General features: G+C 66.5%; 30 protein-coding genes and 1 pseudogene. 28 read left to right on the forward strand and 3 right to left on the reverse strand.

Going from position 1 to position 20467, the window contains the following annotated elements:
- The first annotated feature begins 37 nt into the window (after positions 1-37).
- The 25 genes and pseudogenes from tuf to ACO2SS_RS07500 all read left to right on the forward strand — a co-directional run bounded on the left by tuf (position 38) and on the right by ACO2SS_RS07500 (position 13812).
- Positions 38-1228 carry an elongation factor Tu gene (gene tuf / locus ACO2SS_RS07380; protein ID WP_423276965.1) on the forward strand — a complete coding sequence of 397 codons (1191 nt, stop codon included), beginning with the start codon at positions 38-40 and terminating at the stop codon, positions 1226-1228.
- 110 nt (positions 1229-1338) lie between these two features.
- Positions 1339-1644, forward strand: coding sequence for a 30S ribosomal protein S10 (gene rpsJ / locus ACO2SS_RS07385; RefSeq protein WP_171218018.1), 306 nt, complete (start codon positions 1339-1341; stop codon positions 1642-1644).
- A gap of 46 nt (positions 1645-1690) precedes the next feature.
- A complete protein-coding gene (gene rplC, locus ACO2SS_RS07390) occupies positions 1691-2416 on the forward strand; it encodes a 50S ribosomal protein L3 (protein WP_423276966.1) in 726 nt (241 codons plus the stop codon).
- Positions 2416-3036 carry a 50S ribosomal protein L4 gene (gene rplD, locus ACO2SS_RS07395; RefSeq protein WP_423277175.1) on the forward strand — a complete coding sequence of 207 codons (621 nt, stop codon included), beginning with the start codon at positions 2416-2418 and terminating at the stop codon, positions 3034-3036. The genes rplC and rplD overlap by 1 nt, the downstream gene beginning before the upstream one ends.
- Entirely contained in the window at positions 3033-3329 is a 297-nt protein-coding gene (locus ACO2SS_RS07400) for a 50S ribosomal protein L23 (protein ID WP_423276967.1), read from the forward strand. Before rplD ends, ACO2SS_RS07400 begins: the two co-directional genes overlap by 4 nt.
- A gap of 17 nt (positions 3330-3346) precedes the next feature.
- Positions 3347-4189 carry a 50S ribosomal protein L2 gene (rplB, locus tag ACO2SS_RS07405; RefSeq protein ID WP_423276968.1) on the forward strand — a complete coding sequence of 281 codons (843 nt, stop codon included), beginning with the start codon at positions 3347-3349 and terminating at the stop codon, positions 4187-4189.
- Between the two features lie 8 nt (positions 4190-4197).
- The gene (rpsS, locus tag ACO2SS_RS07410) at positions 4198-4479 is read left to right on the forward strand and encodes a 30S ribosomal protein S19 (RefSeq protein ID WP_423276969.1); all 282 of its coding nucleotides are present in this window, start codon (positions 4198-4200) and stop codon (positions 4477-4479) included.
- 1 nt (position 4480) lies between these two features.
- Positions 4481-4864 carry a 50S ribosomal protein L22 gene (rplV, locus tag ACO2SS_RS07415; protein ID WP_423276970.1) on the forward strand — a complete coding sequence of 128 codons (384 nt, stop codon included), beginning with the start codon at positions 4481-4483 and terminating at the stop codon, positions 4862-4864.
- Positions 4865-4873: 9 nt separating this feature from the next.
- Positions 4874-5587 (forward strand): 30S ribosomal protein S3, encoded by a 714-nt coding sequence (gene rpsC, locus ACO2SS_RS07420; protein ID WP_423276971.1) that lies wholly within the window; start codon positions 4874-4876, stop codon positions 5585-5587.
- 30 nt (positions 5588-5617) lie between these two features.
- Positions 5618-6031 carry a 50S ribosomal protein L16 gene (gene rplP / locus ACO2SS_RS07425; protein WP_423276972.1) on the forward strand — a complete coding sequence of 138 codons (414 nt, stop codon included), beginning with the start codon at positions 5618-5620 and terminating at the stop codon, positions 6029-6031.
- Between the two features lie 7 nt (positions 6032-6038).
- Positions 6039-6251 (forward strand): 50S ribosomal protein L29, encoded by a 213-nt coding sequence (gene rpmC, locus ACO2SS_RS07430; RefSeq protein ID WP_423276973.1) that lies wholly within the window; start codon positions 6039-6041, stop codon positions 6249-6251.
- A 10-nt stretch (positions 6252-6261) separates the two neighbouring features.
- A pseudogene (gene rpsQ / locus ACO2SS_RS07435) lies at positions 6262-6525 on the forward strand (30S ribosomal protein S17); the annotation flags it as partial.
- Positions 6526-6809: 284 nt separating this feature from the next.
- Positions 6810-7178: a 50S ribosomal protein L14 gene (gene rplN, locus ACO2SS_RS07440; protein ID WP_203126787.1), complete on the forward strand. Its 369-nt coding sequence runs from the start codon at positions 6810-6812 to the stop codon at positions 7176-7178.
- On the forward strand, positions 7178-7495 hold the full coding sequence (rplX, locus tag ACO2SS_RS07445; protein ID WP_423276974.1) for a 50S ribosomal protein L24: 318 nt from the start codon (positions 7178-7180) through the stop codon (positions 7493-7495). The genes rplN and rplX overlap by 1 nt, the downstream gene beginning before the upstream one ends.
- Positions 7488-8093 carry a 50S ribosomal protein L5 gene (gene rplE, locus ACO2SS_RS07450; RefSeq protein WP_423276975.1) on the forward strand — a complete coding sequence of 202 codons (606 nt, stop codon included), beginning with the start codon at positions 7488-7490 and terminating at the stop codon, positions 8091-8093. The genes rplX and rplE overlap by 8 nt, the downstream gene beginning before the upstream one ends.
- 52 nt (positions 8094-8145) lie before the next feature.
- Positions 8146-8451, forward strand: a complete 306-nt coding sequence (rpsN, locus tag ACO2SS_RS07455) for a 30S ribosomal protein S14 (RefSeq protein ID WP_423276976.1) — start codon at positions 8146-8148, stop codon at positions 8449-8451.
- Positions 8452-8463: 12 nt separating this feature from the next.
- Positions 8464-8862 carry a 30S ribosomal protein S8 gene (rpsH, locus tag ACO2SS_RS07460; RefSeq protein WP_423276977.1) on the forward strand — a complete coding sequence of 133 codons (399 nt, stop codon included), beginning with the start codon at positions 8464-8466 and terminating at the stop codon, positions 8860-8862.
- 29 nt (positions 8863-8891) lie between these two features.
- Positions 8892-9425 carry a 50S ribosomal protein L6 gene (gene rplF / locus ACO2SS_RS07465; protein ID WP_423276978.1) on the forward strand — a complete coding sequence of 178 codons (534 nt, stop codon included), beginning with the start codon at positions 8892-8894 and terminating at the stop codon, positions 9423-9425.
- Positions 9426-9433: 8 nt separating this feature from the next.
- Entirely contained in the window at positions 9434-9796 is a 363-nt protein-coding gene (gene rplR, locus ACO2SS_RS07470; protein ID WP_423276979.1) for a 50S ribosomal protein L18, read from the forward strand.
- 81 nt (positions 9797-9877) lie between these two features.
- Positions 9878-10480: a 30S ribosomal protein S5 gene (gene rpsE, locus ACO2SS_RS07475; protein ID WP_423276980.1), complete on the forward strand. Its 603-nt coding sequence runs from the start codon at positions 9878-9880 to the stop codon at positions 10478-10480.
- Positions 10481-10492: 12 nt separating this feature from the next.
- On the forward strand, positions 10493-10696 hold the full coding sequence (rpmD, locus tag ACO2SS_RS07480) for a 50S ribosomal protein L30 (RefSeq protein WP_423276981.1): 204 nt from the start codon (positions 10493-10495) through the stop codon (positions 10694-10696).
- A gap of 10 nt (positions 10697-10706) precedes the next feature.
- Positions 10707-11186, forward strand: a complete 480-nt coding sequence (gene rplO, locus ACO2SS_RS07485) for a 50S ribosomal protein L15 (RefSeq protein WP_423276982.1) — start codon at positions 10707-10709, stop codon at positions 11184-11186.
- 96 nt (positions 11187-11282) lie between these two features.
- Positions 11283-12620 carry a preprotein translocase subunit SecY gene (gene secY / locus ACO2SS_RS07490; protein ID WP_423276983.1) on the forward strand — a complete coding sequence of 446 codons (1338 nt, stop codon included), beginning with the start codon at positions 11283-11285 and terminating at the stop codon, positions 12618-12620.
- 46 nt (positions 12621-12666) lie between these two features.
- The gene (locus ACO2SS_RS07495) at positions 12667-13257 is read left to right on the forward strand and encodes an adenylate kinase (RefSeq protein ID WP_423276984.1); all 591 of its coding nucleotides are present in this window, start codon (positions 12667-12669) and stop codon (positions 13255-13257) included.
- A 51-nt stretch (positions 13258-13308) separates the two neighbouring features.
- Complete coding sequence (locus ACO2SS_RS07500; RefSeq protein ID WP_423276985.1) at positions 13309-13812, forward strand: carboxypeptidase regulatory-like domain-containing protein; 504 nt, start codon at positions 13309-13311, stop codon at positions 13810-13812.
- A 40-nt stretch (positions 13813-13852) separates the two neighbouring features.
- Here ACO2SS_RS07500 and cysG read toward each other — a convergent pair whose 3' ends face one another.
- Positions 13853-15325 (reverse strand): siroheme synthase CysG, encoded by a 1473-nt coding sequence (gene cysG, locus ACO2SS_RS07505; protein WP_423276986.1) that lies wholly within the window; start codon positions 15323-15325, stop codon positions 13853-13855.
- Between the two features lie 74 nt (positions 15326-15399).
- On the opposite strand from cysG, the gene ACO2SS_RS07510 reads away from it, so the two are divergent.
- Both ACO2SS_RS07510 and ACO2SS_RS07515 read left to right on the forward strand, forming a co-directional pair.
- On the forward strand, positions 15400-15645 hold the full coding sequence (locus ACO2SS_RS07510) for a type II toxin-antitoxin system RelE family toxin (RefSeq protein ID WP_423276987.1): 246 nt from the start codon (positions 15400-15402) through the stop codon (positions 15643-15645).
- A gap of 15 nt (positions 15646-15660) precedes the next feature.
- Positions 15661-16080, forward strand: a complete 420-nt coding sequence (locus ACO2SS_RS07515) for a helix-turn-helix domain-containing protein (protein WP_423276988.1) — start codon at positions 15661-15663, stop codon at positions 16078-16080.
- Between the two features lie 5 nt (positions 16081-16085).
- Here the strand turns inward: ACO2SS_RS07515 and ACO2SS_RS07520 are convergent, their stop codons facing one another.
- Together ACO2SS_RS07520 and ACO2SS_RS07525 are read right to left on the reverse strand one after the other, a co-directional pair.
- Positions 16086-17819, reverse strand: coding sequence for an NADPH-dependent assimilatory sulfite reductase hemoprotein subunit (locus ACO2SS_RS07520; RefSeq protein ID WP_423276989.1), 1734 nt, complete (start codon positions 17817-17819; stop codon positions 16086-16088).
- An 83-nt stretch (positions 17820-17902) separates the two neighbouring features.
- Positions 17903-19663 carry a diflavin oxidoreductase gene (locus ACO2SS_RS07525; protein WP_423276990.1) on the reverse strand — a complete coding sequence of 587 codons (1761 nt, stop codon included), beginning with the start codon at positions 19661-19663 and terminating at the stop codon, positions 17903-17905.
- A gap of 170 nt (positions 19664-19833) precedes the next feature.
- Between ACO2SS_RS07525 and ACO2SS_RS07530 the strand changes: the two genes are divergently transcribed.
- A complete protein-coding gene (locus ACO2SS_RS07530; protein WP_423276991.1) occupies positions 19834-20466 on the forward strand; it encodes an SGNH/GDSL hydrolase family protein in 633 nt (210 codons plus the stop codon).
- Position 20467 lies beyond the last annotated feature (1 nt).

The raw sequence follows: 20467 nt of genomic DNA on the forward strand, positions 1-20467 counted from the left end.
CAGATCCCACTCGCGAACACGAAGGTAAGGTGCTGTCATGGCAAAAGAAAAGTTCTCCCGTAGCAAGCCTCACTGCAATATCGGCACGATCGGCCACGTCGATCACGGCAAGACCTCGCTGACGGCTGCGATCACGAAGGTCCTGGCGGAGTCGGGTGGCGCGACGTTCACGGCCTACGACCAGATCGATAAGGCTCCGGAGGAGAAGGCTCGCGGCATCACGATCTCGACGGCGCACGTCGAGTACGAGACCTCGAACCGCCACTATGCGCACGTCGACTGCCCCGGCCACGCCGACTACGTGAAGAACATGATCACGGGTGCCGCCCAGATGGACGGCGCGATCCTGGTCGTGTCCGCCGCGGACGGCCCGATGCCGCAGACCCGTGAGCACATCCTGCTCGCCCGGCAGGTCGGCGTGCCGGCGCTCGTGGTGTTCCTGAACAAGGTCGACATGGTCGACGATCCGGAGCTCCTCGACCTCGTCGAGCTCGAGGTTCGCGAGCTGCTGTCGAAGTACGAGTTCCCCGGCGACGACATCCCGATCACCAAGGGCTCGGCCCTGATGGCGCTCGAGGACAAGAACCCGGAGATCGGCCGTGACGCGGTTCTCGCGCTCATGAAGACCGTCGACGAGTACATCCCGCAGCCGGAGCGTCCGATCGACCTGCCGTTCCTCATGCCGATCGAGGACGTGTTCTCGATCTCCGGTCGCGGCACCGTCGTGACCGGCCGCGTCGAGCGTGGCATCGTGAAGGTCGGCGAGACCGTCGAGATCGTCGGCATCCGTCCGACCCAGACCACCACGGTCACCGGCGTCGAGATGTTCCGCAAGCTGCTCGATCAGGGCCAGGCTGGCGACAACGTCGGCGTGCTGCTCCGCGGCACGAAGCGTGAGGACGTCGAGCGCGGCCAGGTCGTCTGCAAGCCGGGTTCGGTGAAGCCGCACACGAAGTTCAAGGCTGAGGCGTACATCCTCACGAAGGAGGAGGGTGGTCGTCACACCCCGTTCTTCACGAACTACCGTCCGCAGTTCTACTTCCGCACCACGGACGTGACCGGCGTCTGCACGCTGCCGGAGGGCACCGAGATGGTGATGCCCGGCGACAACGTGACGATGGACGTGTCGCTGATCGTTCCGATCGCGATGGAAGAGAAGCTCCGCTTCGCCATCCGCGAGGGCGGCCGTACGGTCGGCGCCGGCGTCGTCGCCTCGATCGTCGAGTAAGCGGTCAAACCGCCAACCTGCCCGGGCTTCGGCCCGGGCAACCACCCCAAGCACGTGAAGTCGACCGTGGGTGACCGGATCAGGTCCGGTCACGGCGGGAGAAGAGATCGATGAACCAGAACATCCGCATCCGCCTCAAGGCGTTTGACCACCGCGTCCTCGACGCCTCGACCCGCGAGATCGTCTCGACGGCGAAGCGGACCGGCGCGCAGGTCCGCGGGCCCATCCCGCTGCCGACCCGGATCGAGCGCTTCACCGTGCTTCGTTCGCCCCACATCGACAAGAAGTCGCGCGAGCAGTTCGAGATGCGGACCCACAAGCGCGTTCTCGACATCGTCGATCCGACGCCGCAGACGGTCGATGCCCTCATGAAGCTCGACCTCGCCGCTGGCGTGGACGTGGAGATCAAGCTCTGAGCCTCGGGCTCTGAGCTTTCCAGAAGCGCCTTTTAGGATCAGGTCCATGCGCTCAGGCGTCATTGCCCAGAAGCTCGGAATGACCCGCATCTTCACGGATGCCGGGGAGCACATTCCGGTCACCGTGCTGAAGCTCGACCAGTGCCAGGTCGTGGCTCATCGCACGAAGGAAAAGAACGGCTACACGGCCCTTCAGCTCGGCATTGGCCGCGCGAAGGTGAAGAACGTGTCGAAGGCGGAGCGTGGCCGTTTCGCCGTCGCCCAGGTCGAGCCGAAGCAGAAGCTCGCCGAGTTCCGCGTGTCCGAGGACGCGCTGATCCCGGTCGGTGCCGAGATCACGGCCGACCACTTCGTGCCTGGCCAGTTCGTGGATGTCACCGGCACCACGACCGGTAAGGGCTTCGCGGGCGGCATGAAGCGCTGGAACTTCGGTGGTCTCCGGGCCTCGCACGGCGTGTCGATCTCCCACCGCTCGATCGGTGGTACCGGCGGCCGTCAGGATCCCGGCAAGACCTTCAAGAACAAGAAGATGCCGGGCCATCTCGGTGTCGAGCGGGTCACGACCCAGAACCTGCGCGTCGTCCGTACGGACGTCGAGCGGGGCCTTATCCTGGTCGAGGGCGCGGTCCCCGGCCATGCGGGCGGCTGGATCTACATCAAGGACGCCGTGAAGCGGAAAGCCCCGGCCGACCTGCCGATGCCGGGCAAGTTCCGGACCGCGGGTGATGGTGCGGCTGCGGCTGAGGCTGCTCCGGCCGAGGAGAACGCGTGATGCAGTTCGAAGTGAAGACCTTCGCCGGCGATACGGCCGGCTCGGTCGAGCTCGATGACGCGATCTTCGGTCTCGAGCCTCGCGCCGACATCCTTGCCCGGATGGTGCGCTGGCAGCTCGCCAAGCGCCGGGCCGGTACCCACGCGGTAAAGAACCGTGCGGAGATCGCCCGGACCGGCAAGAAGATGTACAAGCAGAAGGGCACCGGCAATGCCCGCCACGGCTCGGCCCGCGTGCCGCAGTTCCGGGGTGGCGGCCGCGCCTTCGGGCCTCAGGTCCGCTCGCACGAGCACGACCTGCCGAAGAAGGTGCGTGCGCTTGCGCTTCGCCATGCTCTGTCGACCAAGGCCAAGGACCAGACGCTGATCGTCGTGGACGATGCGCGGCTGGATGCGCCGAAGACGAAGGAGCTGAAGGACCAGTTCGGCAAGCTCGGGCTCGGCTCGGCGCTCATCATTGCGGGTGCGGAGGTCGATACCAACTTCGGTCTGGCGGCCCGCAACCTGCCGAACATCGACGTCCTGCCCATTCAGGGCATCAACGTGTACGACATCCTGCGGCGCGACACGCTCGTGCTGACCAGGGCGGCCGTCGACGCGCTGGAGGCGCGCTTCAAATGAATCCGGATCCGCGCCATTACGACGTGATCGTGAGCCCGGTCATCACCGAGAAGGCCACGAATCTCTCTGAGCTGAACAAGGTTGTCTTCCGGGTCGCCCCGGATGCGACCAAGCCCCAGATCAAGGAGGCGGTCGAACGCCTCTTCGAGGTCAAGGTCCTGGCGGTGAATACGCTCGTGACCAAGGGCAAGGAAAAGGTCTTCCGCGGCCGCAAAGGCCGGCGTTCGGACGTCAAGAAGGCGATTGTGACCCTCGCGCAGGGCCAGTCGATCGACGTGACGACCGGGCTCTGAGCGGCAGGTAGAGAACCATGGCACTCAAGACTTTCAAGCCGGTCACGCCTGGCCTTCGCCAGCTCGTGATCGTCGACCGGAGCGAGCTCTACAAGGGCAAGCCCGTCAAGTCGCTGACCGAGGGGAAGCACTCCAAGGGCGGCCGGAACAACCATGGCCGGGTGACGGTCCGGTTCCGTGGTGGTGGTCACAAGCAGACCTACCGCTACGTGGACTTCAAGCGTCGCTCGCACGCGAACGAAGCGGCTGCGGTCGAGCGGATCGAGTACGATCCGAACCGCACGGCCTTCATCGCGCTGATCCGCTACCCGGATGGCGAGCAGTCCTACATCCTGGCGCCGCAGCGCCTGGCGGTGGGCGACTCGGTGATGTCGGGCGAGCAGGTCGACATCAAGCCCGGCAACGCGATGCCTCTGGCGAACATGCCGGTCGGCACGATCGTGCACAACGTCGAGCTGAAGATCGGCCGCGGCGGCGCCATGGCCCGTTCGGCTGGCACCTACGCGCAGATCGTTGGCCGCGACCAGGGCTACGTCACGGTTCGCCTGAACTCGGGCGAGCAGCGCCTGGTGCATGGCCAGTGCTTCGCGACGGTCGGCGCCGTGTCGAATCCGGACCACATGAACACCTCGATCGGCAAGGCCGGTCGCAGCCGGTGGCTTGGCCAGCGTCCGCATAACCGCGGCGTCACCATGAACCCGATCGACCACCCGCACGGTGGTGGTGAGGGCCGTACGTCGGGTGGTCGCCACCCGGTGACCCCGTGGGGCGTGCCGACCAAGGGCAAGAAGACGCGCTCCAACAAGCGCACGGACCGGTTCATCGTGACCAGCCGTCATAACCGCAAGAAGAAGGGCTGAGGCGCGCCATGGCACGCTCGATCTGGAAGGGGCCGTTTGTCGACGGCTACCTGCTGAAGAAGGCCGACGCCGCTCGCAGCTCGGGCGGCCGTAACGAAGTGATCAAGATCTGGAGCCGCCGCTCCACGATCCTGCCGCACTTCGTGGGTTTGACCTTCGGCGTCTACAACGGACGCAAGCACATCCCGGTCTACGTCTCCGAGGAGATGGTGGGCCACAAGTTCGGTGAGTTCTCGCCGACCCGCACCTTCAACGGCCATGCGGCCGACAAGAAGGCTAAGAGGCGCTGATATGGGCAAGGCCGCAACTCCGCGCGCGCTGCCGGACAACGAGGCGAAAGCCGTTCTCCGCATGCTTCGCGTGTCGCCGCAGAAGCTGAACCTCGTTGCCCAGCTCATCCGGGGCAAGAAGGCCTCGGCTGCGCTCGCGGATCTCGAATTCTCCCGCAAGCGGATCGCCAAGGAGGTGCGCAAGTGCCTCGAGAGCGCAATCGCGAATGCCGAGAACAACCACGACCTCGACGTCGACGATCTCGTCGTCAAGGAGGCGTTCGTCGGCAAGGCGCTCGTGCTGAAGCGCTTCCATGCCCGGGCCCGCGGACGCGGCGCGCGCATCCTGAAACCCTTCTCGAACCTCACCATCGTGGTTCGTGAAGTCCAAGCCGAAGCGGCCTGAGGTCAACCCATGGGTCAGAAAGTCAATCCGGTCGGGCTGCGGCTCGGCATCAACCGGACCTGGGACTCGCGCTGGTACGCCGGCAAGGGCGAGTACGCCCGCCTCATGCATGAGGACATGGCGATCCGCGAGGCGCTCACGAAGCAGCTGAAGCAGGCGGCGGTCTCGAAGATCGTGATCGAGCGCCCGCACCGGAAGTGCCGCGTGACCATCCACTCCGCCCGCCCGGGCGTCGTGATCGGCAAGAAGGGCGCCGATATCGACAAGCTGCGCAAGCTCGTCGGGTCGATGACCAAGGCCGAGGTGGCGATCAACATCGTCGAGGTGCGCAAGCCCGAGATCGACGCGACGCTCGTCGCCGAGTCGATCGCGCAGCAGCTCGAGCGCCGGGTCGCCTTCCGTCGCGCCATGAAGCGCGCCGTGCAGTCGGCGATGCGGCTTGGTGCCCAGGGCATCCGGATCAACTGCTCCGGCCGCCTCGGCGGCGCCGAGATCGCCCGCATGGAATGGTACCGCGAGGGCCGCGTTCCGCTGCACACGCTGCGTGCCGATGTCGATTACGGGGTCGCGACCGCGTTCACGACCTACGGCACCTGCGGGATCAAGGTCTGGATCTGCAAGGGCGAGATCCTGGAGCACGATCCGATGGCGCAGGATAAGCGCATGAACGAGGAAGCGGGCAGCCGTTCCACCGGTCGTCGCGCGGCCGAGCAGGCGGCGTAAGCCGGACGGCTCGGGAAAGGTTCAAGAGCGATGTTGCAACCGAAGAAGACGAAGTTCCGTCGTCAGTTCAAGGGACGCATTCATGGCGTCGCGAAGGGCGGCACGGACTTGAATTTCGGCCAGTTCGGCCTCAAGTGCCTGGAGCCGGAGCGTGTGAACGCGCGTGAGATCGAGGCGGCTCGCCGCGCGATCACCCGCGAGATGAAGCGCCAGGGCCGCGTGTGGATCCGCATCTTCCCGGACGTGCCGGTTTCCAAGAAGCCGACCGAAGTCCGCATGGGTAAGGGCAAGGGCGCGGTCGAGTTCTGGGCCGCTCGCGTGAAGCCGGGCCGGATCATGTTCGAAATCGACGGCGTGTCTGAGGAGATCGCCCGCGAGGCGCTCCGTCTCGGCGCTGCGAAGCTGTCGGTGCGCACGCGCTTCGTGCAGCGCATCGCCGAGTGAGGATGAGATGAAGACGAAGCAGCGCTTCGGCGACCTCCAGCGGATGTCGGCCGATCAGCTCCAGGACGAGCTCCTCTCGCTCAAGAAGGAGCAGTTCAATCTGCGCTTCCAGCGGGCTACGGGCCAGCTCGAGAACACCTCGCGGGTGCGTGTCGTCCGTCGCGACATCGCCCGCATCAAGACGCTGCAGAGCCGGCAGCGCGCGGCCGCGCAGGCCTGAGGAGAGATCTATGCCAAAGCGCGTGCTGCAGGGCGTTGTCGTCAGCGACAAGGGCGAGAAGACGATCGTGGTGAAGGTGGAGCGTCGCTTCACGCACCCGGTCCTCAAGAAGACCGTTCGCCGGACGAAGAACTATCACGCCCACGACGAGAACAACGTCGCGAAGGTCGGCCAGACGGTCCTCATCGAGGAGTCGCGGCCGTTCTCGAAGACGAAGACCTGGAAGCTCGTCGAGGGCGAAGGGGCTGGCGGATCGGTCGGCGGTGTTGTATCGAGCGTCGTCGAGGGCGTCGCGGGCGCCGTCGACAAGGTGAAGTCGGCCGTCGGTCTCTCCTGAGAGACCCGCTTCGCGCCGCATCACGACGCGGCATCGAGCCAGGCAGATTGGATTTGGCGACCATCACCGCAGGTGGTGGTCGTTCGGTGCTTGAAGAAAGGTTTCGGGACCTGGCCTGAGGGCAGGGTGCCGGATGACGCAAGGGCAGGGGACCAAGATCCCCGTCGGCCGTAGTCTGGCGTGAGCCGGAAACCGACCGAGACAGAGAGAGGTTCTGATCGATGATCCAGATGCAGACGAATCTGGACGTCGCCGACAATTCCGGTGCGCGTCGCGTGATGTGCATCAAGGTGCTCGGCGGCTCGAAGCGCAAATATGCCGGCGTTGGCGACATCATCGTCGTCTCCGTCAAGGAGGCGATCCCGCGCGGCCGCGTGAAGAAGGGCGACGTCATGAAGGCGGTCGTCGTTCGGACCGCGAAGGACATCCGTCGTCCGGACGGCTCGGTGATCCGCTTCGACCGCAACGCTGCGGTCCTCATCAACAACCAGAAGGAGCCGGTCGGCACCCGTATCTTCGGACCGGTCCCGCGCGAGCTCCGCGCCAAGAACCACATGAAGATCATCTCGCTGGCGCCGGAGGTGCTGTGATGGCCGCCAAGATCAAGAAGGGCGACCGCGTCGTCGTTCTGACCGGCCGCGACTCGGGTCGCACCGGCGAAGTCGTGCAGGTCATGCCGAAGGACGAGAAGGCGCTCGTGCGCGGCGTGAACATGGTGAAGCGTCACCAGAAGCAGTCGATGAACCAGGAGGGCGGCATCATCTCCAAGGAGGCGCCGATCCACCTGTCGAACCTCGCTGTCGCCGATCCGAAGGACGGCAAGCCCACCCGGGTTGGCTTCCGCGTCCTCGATGACGGCCGGAAGGTGCGGTTCGCTAAGCGGTCCGGAGATTTGATCGATGCCTAAGTCCCCCAAGAAGCCGGCCGAGGCGGCCCCGGCCGGGAACGGCGCGGACGGTGCCTACCTGCCGCGGCTCCGCCAGCATTACGACGAGGTCGTGCGGGCGAAGCTCATCGAGGAGTTCGGCTACAAGAACCCGATGCAGGTTCCGAAGCTCGACAAGATCGTCCTGAACATGGGCGTCGGCGAGTCGACGGCCGATTCGAAGAAGGCGTCCGTTGCGGCTGCCGATCTCGCGCTGATCGCCGGTCAGAAGCCGGTCGTCACACGCGCCCGGAAGGCGATCGCGACCTTCAAGGTCCGCGAGAACATGCCGATCGGCGCGAAGGTCACCCTGCGCCGCGCGCGGATGTACGAGTTCCTTGACCGCCTGGTCACGATCGCGCTGCCGCGCGTCCGCGACTTCCGCGGCCTGAACCCGCGCTCCTTCGACGGGCGGGGCAACTACGCTCTCGGCATCAAGGAGCACCTGGTGTTCCCTGAGATCAACTACGACAAGGCCGAGCAGATCTGGGGCATGGACGTGATCATCACGACTACGGCCCAGACCGACGACGAGGCGCGCGCGCTCCTCAAGCACTTCAACTTCCCGTTCCGGCAGTGAGAACGCCTGCCCAGCAGGCGGATCTCAGACGCGGACACCGGAGATAGACTACATGGCCAAGAAGAGTTCGATCGAGAAGAACAAGGCTCGCAGGAAGCTGGTCGATCGGTTCGCGAACAAGCGCAAGGAACTCCTTGCCGTCGCGAACGACCAGACCCGGCAGATGGAGGAGCGCTTCGAGGCGCGCCTCAAGCTCGCCGAGCTGCCGCGCAACGCGAACCCGACCCGCATCCGCAATCGGTGCGAAGTCACGGGGCGGCCGCGCGCCTATTACCGCAAGCTCGGCATGTCGCGCATCGCGCTGCGTGAGCTTGGTTCCCAGGGCCTGATCCCGGGCCTCGTCAAGTCGAGCTGGTAAGGAGGCGCGACCATGTCGATGACCGATCCGCTCGGCGATATGCTGACCCGCATCCGGAATGCGCAGATGCGTCGCCGGAGCACCGTTCAGACCCCCGGCTCGCGTCTGCGCGCCAACGTTCTCGATGTGCTGAAGTCCGAAGGCTACATCCGCGATTACTCCACCGCGGATTACGGCAACGGCCGGACTGAGTTCACGATCGAGCTGAAGTACTACGAGGGCGAGCCTGTGATCCGCCGGATCCAGCGCGTCTCGAAGCCCGGCCGTCGCGTCTATGCGTCGGTCGACACCATGCCGCGCGTCGCAGACGGGCTCGGCGTCGTGATCATGTCGACCCCGCAGGGCGTCATGGCGGATCACGAGGCGCGCGAGAAGAACGTCGGCGGCGAAGTGCTCTGCCAGGTCTTCTAAGGCCGGCGGATCAGGACAGGGAAACGACGATGTCTCGTGTAGGCAAGAAGCCGGTCCCGGTTCCGTCGGGCGTGACCGCCACGGTGACCGGGCAGCTGGTGAAGGTGAAGGGCCAGAAGGGCGAGCTGTCCTTCACGGTTCCGGACAAGGTCTCCGTCGTCATGGAAGACGGGGCCGTCAAGGTTGATCCTCGTGATCAGTCGAAGGAAGCGCGTTCGCTTTGGGGCACCTCGCGTGCCCAGGTCGCGGTCCTGATGGAAGGCGTGAGCAAGGGCTTCGAGAAGAAGCTCGAGATCAACGGCGTCGGTTATCGCGCCGCGATGGCCGGCAAGATGCTGAAGCTGTCGCTCGGCTACAGCCACGATGTCGATTACGAGGTGCCGGCTGGTCTCACGATCACCACGCCTCGTCCGACGGAAATCGTGATCGCCGGGATCGACAAGCAGAAGGTCGGCCAGGCCGCTGCTGAGATCCGCGACTTCCGCGGTCCCGAGCCCTACAAGGGCAAGGGCGTGAAGTACGCGAACGAGTTCATCTTCCGCAAGGAAGGCAAGAAGAAGTAGGACTGGACATGGCTACGAAGCAGAGCGTCGAAGAGCGACGCAAGGCGCGTGTCCGGCGCGCGATCCGGAAGGCTGCGAACGGGCGCCCGCGCCTGTCCGTGTTCCGTTCGTCGAAGCAGATCTACGCTCAGATCATCGACGACGAGCGCGGTCACACGATCGCTGCGGCGTCCTCTCTCGAGAAGGACGTCAAGGGCCGGCTCAAGACGGGCGCGACCGTCGAGGCGGCTCGCGAGATCGGCAAGCTGGTCGCGGAGCGCGCGGTCCAGGCTGGGATCAAGCAGGTCATCTTCGACCGGTCCGGCTACCTCTACCACGGGCGCGTCAAGGCTCTTGCCGACGCCGCTCGCGAGGGTGGGCTGGACTTCTAAGGGCAGGCACGCCGGCGGGCCTCTTTTACGAACGTCAAGCGAGCGGGCCGCCGCCCGCGTTGAGTTCAGACGGGATTACATATGGCTAGAGAACCTTCATCGGGCGGGCGCCCGCATCGGGAGCGCCGCTCCGACCGGAACGAGCGCGAAGAGCGGGATTCCGAGTTCGTCGACAAACTCGTCCACATCAACCGCGTCGCCAAGGTGGTGAAGGGTGGACGTCGCTTCGGCTTCGCTGCGCTCGTCGTCGTCGGCGACCAGAAGGGCCGCGTCGGCTTCGGCCATGGCAAGGCGCGCGAGGTGCCCGAGGCGATCCGTAAGGCAACGGAAGCTGCGAAGCGCGGTCTCATCCGCGTGCCGCTGCGCGAGGGCCGGACGCTGCACCACGACGTGAACGGCCGTTGGGGCGCCGGCAAGGTGATCCTCCGCGCTGCTCCGCAGGGCACGGGCATCATCGCAGGCGGCCCGATGCGCGCCGTCTTCGAGACGCTCGGCATGCAGGACGTCGTTGCGAAGTCCCTCGGCTCGTCGAACCCGTACAACCTGGTTCGCGCCACCTTCAGCGCGCTGAAGAACGAGGACAGCCCGCGCTCCGTCGCGGCTCGCCGCAACCTCAAGGTTTCCACCCTCCAGTCCCGCCGCCGCGATGCCGACCTTTCGGACGGCGCTGGCGCGGATTCCTGATAGGGGGACATCATGGCTGACCAGAAGGGGACCGTGACGGTCCAGCAGATCGGTTCGCCGATCCGCCGCGAGGGCAAGCAGCGTCAGACGCTGATTGGCCTCGGCCTCAACAAGCTGCATCGCACGTCGACGCTGCCCGACAACCCCTCGACGCGGGGAATGATCGAGGCCGTCAAGCACCTCGTGCGCGTCGTCCCGGCTTCGGGCGAGCGGTGAGGAGACGACCATGAGACTGAACGAGATTCGCGACAACGAAGGCGCGACCAAGAACCGGATGCGCGTCGGTCGGGGCATTGGCTCCGGCAAGGGCAAGACCGGCGGACGCGGGGTGAAGGGTCAGAAGGCCCGCACCGGCGTGTCCATCAAGGGGTTCGAGGGCGGCCAGATGCCGCTGCATCGGCGTCTGCCGAAGCGCGGCTTCAACCCGCCGAACCAGCGGCAGCTCAACGAGGTCAACCTCGGCCGCATCCAGACTGCGGTCGATGCCGGCAAGCTCGACGCGTCCGCTCCCGTGACCGTCGAGACGCTGGTCGCGGCCGGCGTGCTGTCGAAGCCGCGGGATGGCGTGAAGATCCTCGGCTCGGGCGAGCTGAGTGCCAAGCTGACGTTCCAGGTTGCGGGCGCGTCGAAGTCGGCGCTCGAGGCCATCGAACGTGCCGGCGGTTCCGTCACCGTTCTGGGTGGCAGCGACGAGGCGACGGCCTAAAGCCGCGGCTCCCAAGACTTGAGATGAGCCGGCCCGTGCGCCAGATACGGGCCGGCCTCTCTGCGACCCTCATGCGGTCGCCTCAGGATTGAAGATATGGCATCGGCCGCCGAGCAGCTCGCCTCCAACATCAACTTCGGTGCGATCGCCAAAGCCGAAGAGCTGAAGAAGCGCATTTGGTTCACGCTCGGCGCGCTCATCATCTTCCGCCTGGGCACCTATGTGCCGCTTCCGGGGATCGATACGGAAGCGCTTCGCCAGAGCTTCCAGCAGGCCTCGGGCGGCGTGCTCGGCCTCTTCAACATGTTCTCGGGCGGCGCCGTCGAGCGCATGGCGATCTTCGCCCTGAACATCATGCCGTACATCTCGGCATCGATCATCGTGCAGCTCCTCACCTCCGTCGTGCCCTCGCTCGAGGCGCTGAAGAAGGAAGGCGAGTCGGGCCGCAAGGTCATCAACCAGTACACGCGCTACATCACGGTCGTGCTGGCTCTGTTCCAGTCCTGGGGCATCGCGGTTGGCCTGCAGAGCTCCGGCAACATCGTCCAGGAGCCGGGCCCCTTCTTCCTCGTCTCGACGGTGATCACGCTTACGGGCGGGACGCTGTTCCTGATGTGGCTCGGTGAGCAGATCACGAGCCGCGGCATCGGCAACGGGTCGTCGCTGATCATCTTCGCGGGCATCGTGGCGCATCTGCCGTCTGCGATCGCCGGCACGCTGGAGCTCGGCCGTCAGGGCGCGATCTCGACCGCGCTCATCCTTGGCGTGATCGTCATGGCGGTCGCCGTGGTCTTCTTCATCGTGTTCATGGAGCGGGCCCAGCGCCGGCTGCTGATCAACTATCCGAAGCGCCAGGTCGGGAACCGCATGTACGAGGGGCAGACCTCGTTCCTGCCGCTCAAGCTCAACACCTCGGGCGTCATCCCGCCGATCTTCGCGTCGTCGCTGCTGCTCCTGCCGGCGACCTTCGCGAGCTTCACGGCCGATACGAGCGGCACCGGCATCATCTCGACGCTGGCCACCTTCCTGGGTCACGGCCGCCCGGCCTATATGGCGCTCTACGCCGCGCTCATCATCTTCTTCGCCTTTTTCTACACGGCGGTCGTGTTCAATCCGCAGGAGACGGCGGACAACCTGAAGAAGCATGGTGGCTTCATACCGGGCATCCGGCCGGGCGAGCGCACGGCGGAGTACATCGACTACGTGCTGACCCGCATCACGGTGATCGGCGCGGCGTACCTGACGGTGATCTGCCTCCTGCCCGAACTGCTTGTGTCATATGCGGCTTTGCCCTTCTATTTCGGTGGCACCTCGCTGCTCATCGTGGTTTCGGTAACGATGGACACGGTGGCGCAGGTCCACGGGCATCTGCTGGCGCACCAGTATGAGGGCCTCGTGAAGAAGTCGAAGCTCAAGGGCGCTCGCCGCCGCTAGGCAATTGCATCCGGAAGGATGCTGAAGAGGAGGGGCGGGGGCTCCGATGAGATTGATCCTTCTCGGCCCGCCCGGTGCAGGCAAAGGAACCCAGTCGGCACGCATCGTGGAGCAGCACGGCCTGCCGCAGCTATCGACAGGGGACATGCTGCGGGCGGCCGTGGCTGCAGGCACCCCCGTCGGTCTGAAGGCCAAGGACGTGATGGCGTCGGGGGGCCTGGTTTCGGACGAGATCGTGGTCGGCATCGTGGCCGACCGGATCGAGGAACCGGACGCCCGGGGCGGGTTCATCCTCGACGGCTTTCCCCGGACCGTGCCCCAGGCGGAGGCGCTGGACCGCATGCTGGCGGAGAAGGGCATCGGCCTGGATGCGGTCATCGAGCTGAAGGTCGACGAGAACGCGCTCGTCGATCGGATCGCGAAGCGCGTCGCCGACACGCTCGCGCGGGGCGAGCCGGTCCGGAAGGACGACAATCCCGAAGCGTTCAAGACCCGTCTCGTCGCATATCGCGAGCTGACCGCTCCTCTGTCGGAGTATTACGCCAAGAAGGGCCTGCTCCGTGTGCTGGACGGGATGCAGCCGATCGACCAGGTGACGGCCGAGATCGCGCGGATTCTCCAGCCACAGCCCGCTTGACGTAATCCTGGCACGCGTCACACTGGCCTGAAGAATGGTCGGAGTGGCGTTATGGTCCGCGTGCTTGGGCTGTGTCTTCCGCTGCTGTTCCTTGCAAGCTGCCAGCTCGGGCCGACGGAGACGGTCACTAGCCGATTCGACTCCCGTTCAGCCGAATACATCCGCAAGAGCGGAACGGGCCGGATAGACGGCCAGGCTTTTCTCAAGAGAGACTATGGGCGCGTAGTAACGGCGGCCGGCGAGCGGGTGTTCCTCATCCCGGCGACCGCCTATGCCGTCGAACGCTTCGACCGGATGTTTGGGGGCGAGCGCCGATCCTACTTCGGCAACGCTGTCGACGAGCCGCCGCCGGAATACCTGGAGTACAGACGGGAGACGAAGGTCGACATGGGTGGACGCTTCGCCTTCGACAACCTTGCGGCAGGCCGCTACATCGTCGCCACGCGCGTCTTCTGGACGGAGCCCAAGTCGTTCTTCACGCATGGCGGCGCCATGTACGAGGTGGTCGACGTGATGGAAGGCGAGACGACGATGGCGATCGTCTCTGGAAAATAGCTGGTCGCCAGGAGCCCGCGGTCTTGGCTGGGCTGTTCCCTCAGGCGATCGCTTTCGCCCGGGGGCGGGCAGCAAAGGGTAGGGCATCCTCCGGCAGTGAGCTTCCGATCGCAGCCCCGATGAGGACGATCACCGGGACGCGCTCCGGGAGGTCGATCCCTTTCCGTAGTCCGGCGAGATCGGAACGCATCACGAGCTGATCCGCGCGGGAGACATTGGCCAGGGCTGCAACGGGAGTAGCGGCCGGGAGCCCCTCCGCGATCAGGCGATCCGCCAGGGCGGCAGAGGTGCGGCGCCCCATATAGACTACCAATGTCGCGTTCGGATCTGCGAGCTTCCGGAAGTCGAGGTTGGACGGCAGGGCGCCGTGGCGGTCGTGCCCGGTGACGAAATGCAGGCTCTGTGCGTGGTCGCGGTGCGTGAGCGACAGGTTGAGGGAGGCCGCCGCGGCGCTCGCCGTCGTCACGCCGGGCACGATGCGCACCGGGACGCCGGCCTCGCGGCAGGCCGCGACTTCCTCACCGCTGCGGCCGAACACGGCCGGATCGCCGCCCTTCAGCCTGACGACGCGCTCGCCTGCCAGGGCCAGGTCCACGATCAGGGACGAGATATCCTCCTGCCGGCAGGCGGCCCCGTGCCCTTCCTTGCCGACATGGACCCGGCGCGCCTCGCGGCGCGCCAGTTCCAGCACGCCGGGCGTGACCAGCCTATCGTAGACGATGACGTCCGCTGCCTGGAGCTCGCGCATGGCCTTTAGTGTCAGCAGTTCCGGATCGCCCGGTCCGGCTCCGACGATCACCACCTCGCCGATCCGTCCCTCGCGGCTCGTCCCGGCGATCGATCCGGCGAGCCGCTCGAGCTCGGCCGGCAGCCGGCCGTCCGGGATGTTCGCCCGGAAGGCGCGGTCAACGAACGCTTCCCAGAAGAGTCGGCGGTCGGTGCGGCTCGGCAGGCGAACTCGGAGCCGCTCGCGAAATCCCTTTGCGGCGGCCGCCCAGGCGGCCAGCGAGCCGGGGAGGACGGCTTCGATACGGCGGCGGATCGCCTGGCCGAGAACCGGGGCGGCGCCGTCCGTCATGATGCCGATCACCACGGGCGAGCGGTTGACGATGGTGCCGAACTGGAAGTCGCAGAAGGCCGGATTGTCGATGACGTTGACGAGGAGGCCCCGAGCATGCGCGGCCTCGCGAAGGCGGGCTGCCTGCCCGGCATCCTCCTCGTCGGCCACCACGAGCGCCGCGCCGTCGAGATCTTCGGGCCGCCATTCGCGGCGGTGAAGCGCGATCGCGCCGTCGCTCGTCGCCGCGAGCGCCGCGAGATCCTCATGCGGCTCGGGCGCGACGATGTCGAGCCGCGCTCCCGCCGCCGCGAGAAGCTCGGCCTTCCAGACCACCGGCTCCCCGCCGCCGACCAGCAGGACGCGCCGGCCTGCGAGGTCGAGAAAGATCGGCAGCTTCGCCAGCGGGGCGAGCCGGCGCGGGCGCGTCTCCGCGGGAGCGAGGGTCGGAGTCATCGGGCTGCTCCGGGGCGGACGGCAGATGGACGAGTCCCGGTTGCGCAACCTGCGCGGCGAGCCATAATATAGCTATGAACAAGACGCTGATCTTCGCGTCCGCGCCCGACGGCTTCTTTTTCAAGCTCCCGGAAGCGGTGCGGGAGTCGCTCACTCGAAAGCTCTATCTGTACGGGCTGACCGGGCAGGGCGATGTGAAGCGCCTGTCGGGAGTGGACGCGCTCCGGCTGCGCGACGGCGACTACCGCGTGATCTTCAAGGAGACGCCGGACGGGCTGCTGATCCTGGCGGCTGGTCACCGGCGAGACATCTACCGCTGACGAGGAGGCGACAGCATGAAGCCGCAGCTCATCCGAACGGACCTCGGAGAGGAACTCGTGGTGCTCACGCATAGGGAGTACCTGGCTCTGCGTGCGCGCGCCGGCGAGGAGGACGCCGAGGACGAAATGGCTGGCCTGATCGCGGCCGAGCGGCTGCGGGACCTCGATGAGGGCCGCGACGTCGTCCTGCCCGAATGGTTCTGCGACGCGGCCGCGAAGGGCGAGGGAAGCGTCCTGAGAGGGCTGCGGAAATCGCGCGCCCTGTCTCAGGCCCAGGTGGCAACGAAGGCCGGCATCACACAGGGCTACTACAGCGACGTGGAGCGCGGCGCCGCGATCCCGACCCTCGATGTGCTCGATCGGATCTCCGCGGCGCTCGACCTCGACCCGCAATGGCTGCGCCGTCTCGAGCGGAACCGGGTGGCGGCGGCGTAGCGGCTTCACGCGGCGGCCCTTTGCGGCCCGAGATCGTCGTGGAAGCTGCGGCCGGCTTCGGTCCTGGCGACGAAGCCCGCTCGGGTGACGAAGTCGCCGAAGCGCTCGCCGTCTGTCCGCTCCTTCGCATAGGCCGCGAAGAGCGGATCGAGCGCCGCGGTGATCGCGGCCTCGTCGGCATCGTCGAGATAGAGCTTCGAGAGCCGCGAGCCGTCGAAGGCGGCGCCGAGATAGAGATTGTAGCGGCCCGGCCCCTTACCGACGAGGCCGATCTCGGCGATGTAAGGCCGGGCGCAGCCGTTCGGGCATCCGGTCATCCGGATGGTGATCTCGTCCTCGACGAGGCCGTGCGCCGCGAGGCGCTCCTCCAGGATCGTCACCAAGCTTGGCAGGTAGCGCTCGCTTTCGGCCAGCGCGAGGCCGCAGGTCGGAAGCGCCACGCAGGCCATGGCGTTCCGGCGCAGCGCGCCCGTGTGCGACGTGAGGCCGAACTCGGCGACGAGGGCGTCGATCTCGGCGCGCTTCTCGGGCGCGACATTCGCCACGATGACGTTCTGGTTCGCGGTCAGCCGGAACTCGCCCTCGTGCAACTCGGCGATGCGCCGGAGCCCCGAGAGGAGCTGCGGCCCACCTGGGATGTCGCGGATGCGGCCGTTCTCGATGAATAGGGTCAGGTGCCGGCGGCCATCCTCGCCCTCGGTCCAGCCGTAGCGGTCGCCGTTGCTGTCGAAGCGAAACGGACGCGGGTCCTCGAAGGTGCGGCCGACCCGCTTCTCCACCTCTGCCCGGAAGGCCGCGAGCCCGTGCTTCTCGATCGTGTATTTGAGCCGCGCAGCCTTGCGGTTGGAACGGTCGCCCCAGTCGCGCTGCACCGTCATGACGGCTTCGGCGACCTTCACGGCGTATTCCGGCTCGCAGAAGAGCATCACGTCGGCGAGACGCGGAAAGGTCTCGGGCTCGCCATGGGTCATGCCCATGCCGCCGCCGACGGTCACGTTCCAGCCGAGCACCTGACCGGCCTCGTCGAGGATCGCAATGAAGCCGAGGTCGTGCGCGAGAATGTCCACCTCGTTCGAGGGCGGAACCGCGACGACCGTCTTGAACTTCCGCGGCAAGTAGGTGCGGCCGTAGATCGGCTCGCCCTCGTCCTCGCCCCCGACCACCCGCTCGCCGTCGAGCCAGATCTCGCGCCAGGCCGCTGTCTTGGGGAGCAATTCGTCCGAAAGCCGCCTGGCAAGATCGTGAGCGGCCTCGTGCGCGCCGGATTGGTGCGGGTTCGTGGCTGCGAGAACGTTCCGGTTCACGTCGCCGCAGGCGGCAATTGTGTCGAGAAGCGCTGAATCGATTGCCCGCATCGTCCGCTTCAGGTTCGACTTGATGACCCCGTGGTACTGGAAGGTCTGGCGCGTCGTGGCCCGGAGCGAGCCATTGGCATAGGTCGTCGCGATGTCGTCGAGGATCAGCCACTGCTTCGGCGTGACGACTCCGCCCGGGATCCGCAGGCGGATCATGAAGGAATAGGCCTTCTCGAGCTTCTTCTTCGTGCGCTCGGCCCTGAGGTCGCGGTCGTCCTGCAGGTACATCCCGTGGAATTTCACGAGCTGGCCGTCATCGTCGGAGATCGCCCCGGTGACGTCCTTCAGGATGCCCTCGGCCAGCGTCCCGCGCAGGTAGCCCGAGGCTTCCTTGATGTGCTCGTTGCGGGAGAGCTGGTTCTTGATTTCGGTTTCGTCGGGCATAGAGAATACCTTTATCCGCTCACCCCGGCGAAAGCCGGCATCCAGCCTGGACCTCGGCTTTCGCCGGGGTGAGCGGGGGAGTTTCAGTACACGTCGGTCAGGTAGCGCTTCTCGCGCTCGAGCTGGCGCACGGCGTCCTCCGCAACCTCTTGCGAGGTCGCCTTGACCTCGGCGAAGGCAGCCACCAGCGCGCCGCGGACATCCTTCGCCATCGCTTTGGCATCACCGCAGACGTAGAAGGACGCGCCGCCCTCGATCCAATCGACCAGCTCTCGCTGCCGCGCCCGGATACGGTCCTGGACGTAGATCTTCTCCGGCTGGTCGCGGGAGAAGGCGAGGTCGATGCGCGTGAGACTGCCGTCCTCGAGCGCCTCCTGCCATTCGAGCTGGTACAGGAAGTCGTGCGTGAAGTGGCGGTCGCCGAAGAACAGCCACGAGCGGCCGCTCGCGCCGACGGCCCGGCGCTCCTGCACGAAGGCCCTGAAGGGCGCGACCCCGGTGCCGGGTCCGACCATGATGATGTCCGTGGCCGGATCGGCCGGTAGCCGGAAATGCCGGTTCGGCTTGAGCCGCACCTTGAGCTTGGCCCCGGTCTTGATCCGGTCGGCCACGTGGGTCGAGGCGACGCCGGTGCGGGCGCGGCCATGCGTCGTGTAGCGCACCGCCGAAATCAGGAGGTGCGCCTCGTCCTCGAACTCCTTTCGAGACGACGCGATCGAGTAGGCGCGCGGGGGGAGGGGACGCGTGATCTCGCCGAGATGCTCTGCGGAGAGCGCGGCCGGGTAGGTTTCCAGGAGGTCGACCAGGTGCCGGCCCTCTATCCAGGCGCGCGCCTCGCCGGATTCGAGCAGGCGGCGCGCATCCGCATGGCCGGTCGCCTTGATGAAGCGCTCGATCGTCGCGGATGAGAGCGTGGTGATATCGCGCTCCACGATCAGCATCCGCCGGAGCGCTTCGTCGCCGGAGAGGCCGGCCGCCTTCAGGACATGGTCCACGAGTTCCGGGTCGTTCTCCGGGTAGAGTTCGAGCGAGTCCCCCGGCTCGTAGGCCGGAGCGCCATCCTCGAAGGACAGCGCGAGGTGGATTGTCTCCTTGCCGGACCGAGACGAGTTCAGGTTGACGTGCTCGGTCACCTCGGCGCTGACCGGCTCGCGGCTAGGCTCCGCGCCGCCCCGGCTGGCGAAGTCGATCGCGACGACGTTGCCGGCCTGCGGCTCCGGCGCCGCGGGCGCGAGCGTCTCGACCGCACCCTTGATCCAGCTGGCGGCGCCCTTTTCGAAGTCGAGATCGAGGTCCGCCCGCTCGACCGCTCGGCTCGCCCCGAGTTCGGCAAGCCGCTCGTCGATCTTCTTTCCGACGGCGCAGAACTCGAGATAGGCCGTATCCCCGAGCGCCAGGACGCCGAAATCGACGCCCTCGAGGCGGGGCGCGTTCGGGCCCATGAGGTCGCCGTAGCCGCCCGCGGCACGGCCGGGGGGCTCGCCTTCGCCCCAGGTCGCCGCGATGACGATCAGGTGCTTCGCCTTGGGCAGGTCCGCGAGGTCGAGATCGGCGAAATCCACGATCCTGGGCTTGAAGCCGCTCTTCCGGGCGAGCTTTGCCGTGTCGTTCGCCAGCCTCTCGGAATTGCCGGACTCGCTTGCGAACAGGATCGTCAGCGGCTCGGAGGCGCGTGGCGGGAGTGAGGGCTGGGCCGGCGTCCCCGCCTGTGCATCGAGGCCCGCGAGGAAGCCGGTCAGCCATGCTCGCTGGACCGCGGACGATCCCGCGAGAATGCGATCGAGGGTGGAAAGGTCCTCGTCTGCGAAGGGCGCCGAACGAGGCAGAAGAGCGGGCTGAGCCATTTGCTCTTATATCGGCCGGAAAATACGCCGATCAACGAAACGTCCTTGTGAATTACTACAGGTCTAGAGACGGTATCGCTCCCTGAAGGACTTCGAAGAGAGAGTTGTTCTCCCGCGCGCAACCAGCCCTTGCTTCATCCGTTGGCACGCGGGGAAAGCTGAAAGCCGTTATGCCGCACCTCGTTCTGCTTGGTGACTCGATCTTCGACAACAAGGCCTATGTCGGTAGCGGACCCGATGTCGCCGCGCAGGTCCGCGACGATCTCCCGAAGGACTGGCAGGTCACCCTGTGCGCCGTCGACGGTGCAACCGTGGGGAGCGTCGGGAGCCAGCTCGCGCGCGTGCCGGCCGATGCCACGCATCTCGTGCTCAGCGTCGGCGGGAACGATGCGCTCGGCTACTCGGCCGTACTGGGGCGACCGGCGCGGTCCTTCGCCGAGGTTCTCGAGACGCTCGGGGAGTTGAGCCGCAGCTTCGAGCGGGATTACCGGGGAATGCTCGACCTGGTGCTCGCCCGCCGGCTCCCGACCGCGATCTGCACGATCTACAATCCCAACTATCCTGATCCGGCGCGGCAGCGTCTCTCGGTATCGGCGCTGGCGCACATGAACGACCCGATCGTGCGGATCGCCATCGAAAAGGCGCTGCCGCTGATCGACCTGCGGCTGGTCTGCACGGAGCCGGCCGACTACGCCAACCCGATCGAGCCGTCGTCGCGCGGCGGCGAGAAGATCGCTGCCGCAATCAGTGCCCTGGTGCTCAGCGGCGATGTCCGGCGCGAGCAGCCGTTCGTCCTGCGCTGAG

Origin of the sequence: Enterovirga sp. CN4-39 (genome assembly GCF_049446235.1) — a bacterium.
GTDB lineage: Bacteria > Pseudomonadota > Alphaproteobacteria > Rhizobiales > Beijerinckiaceae > Enterovirga.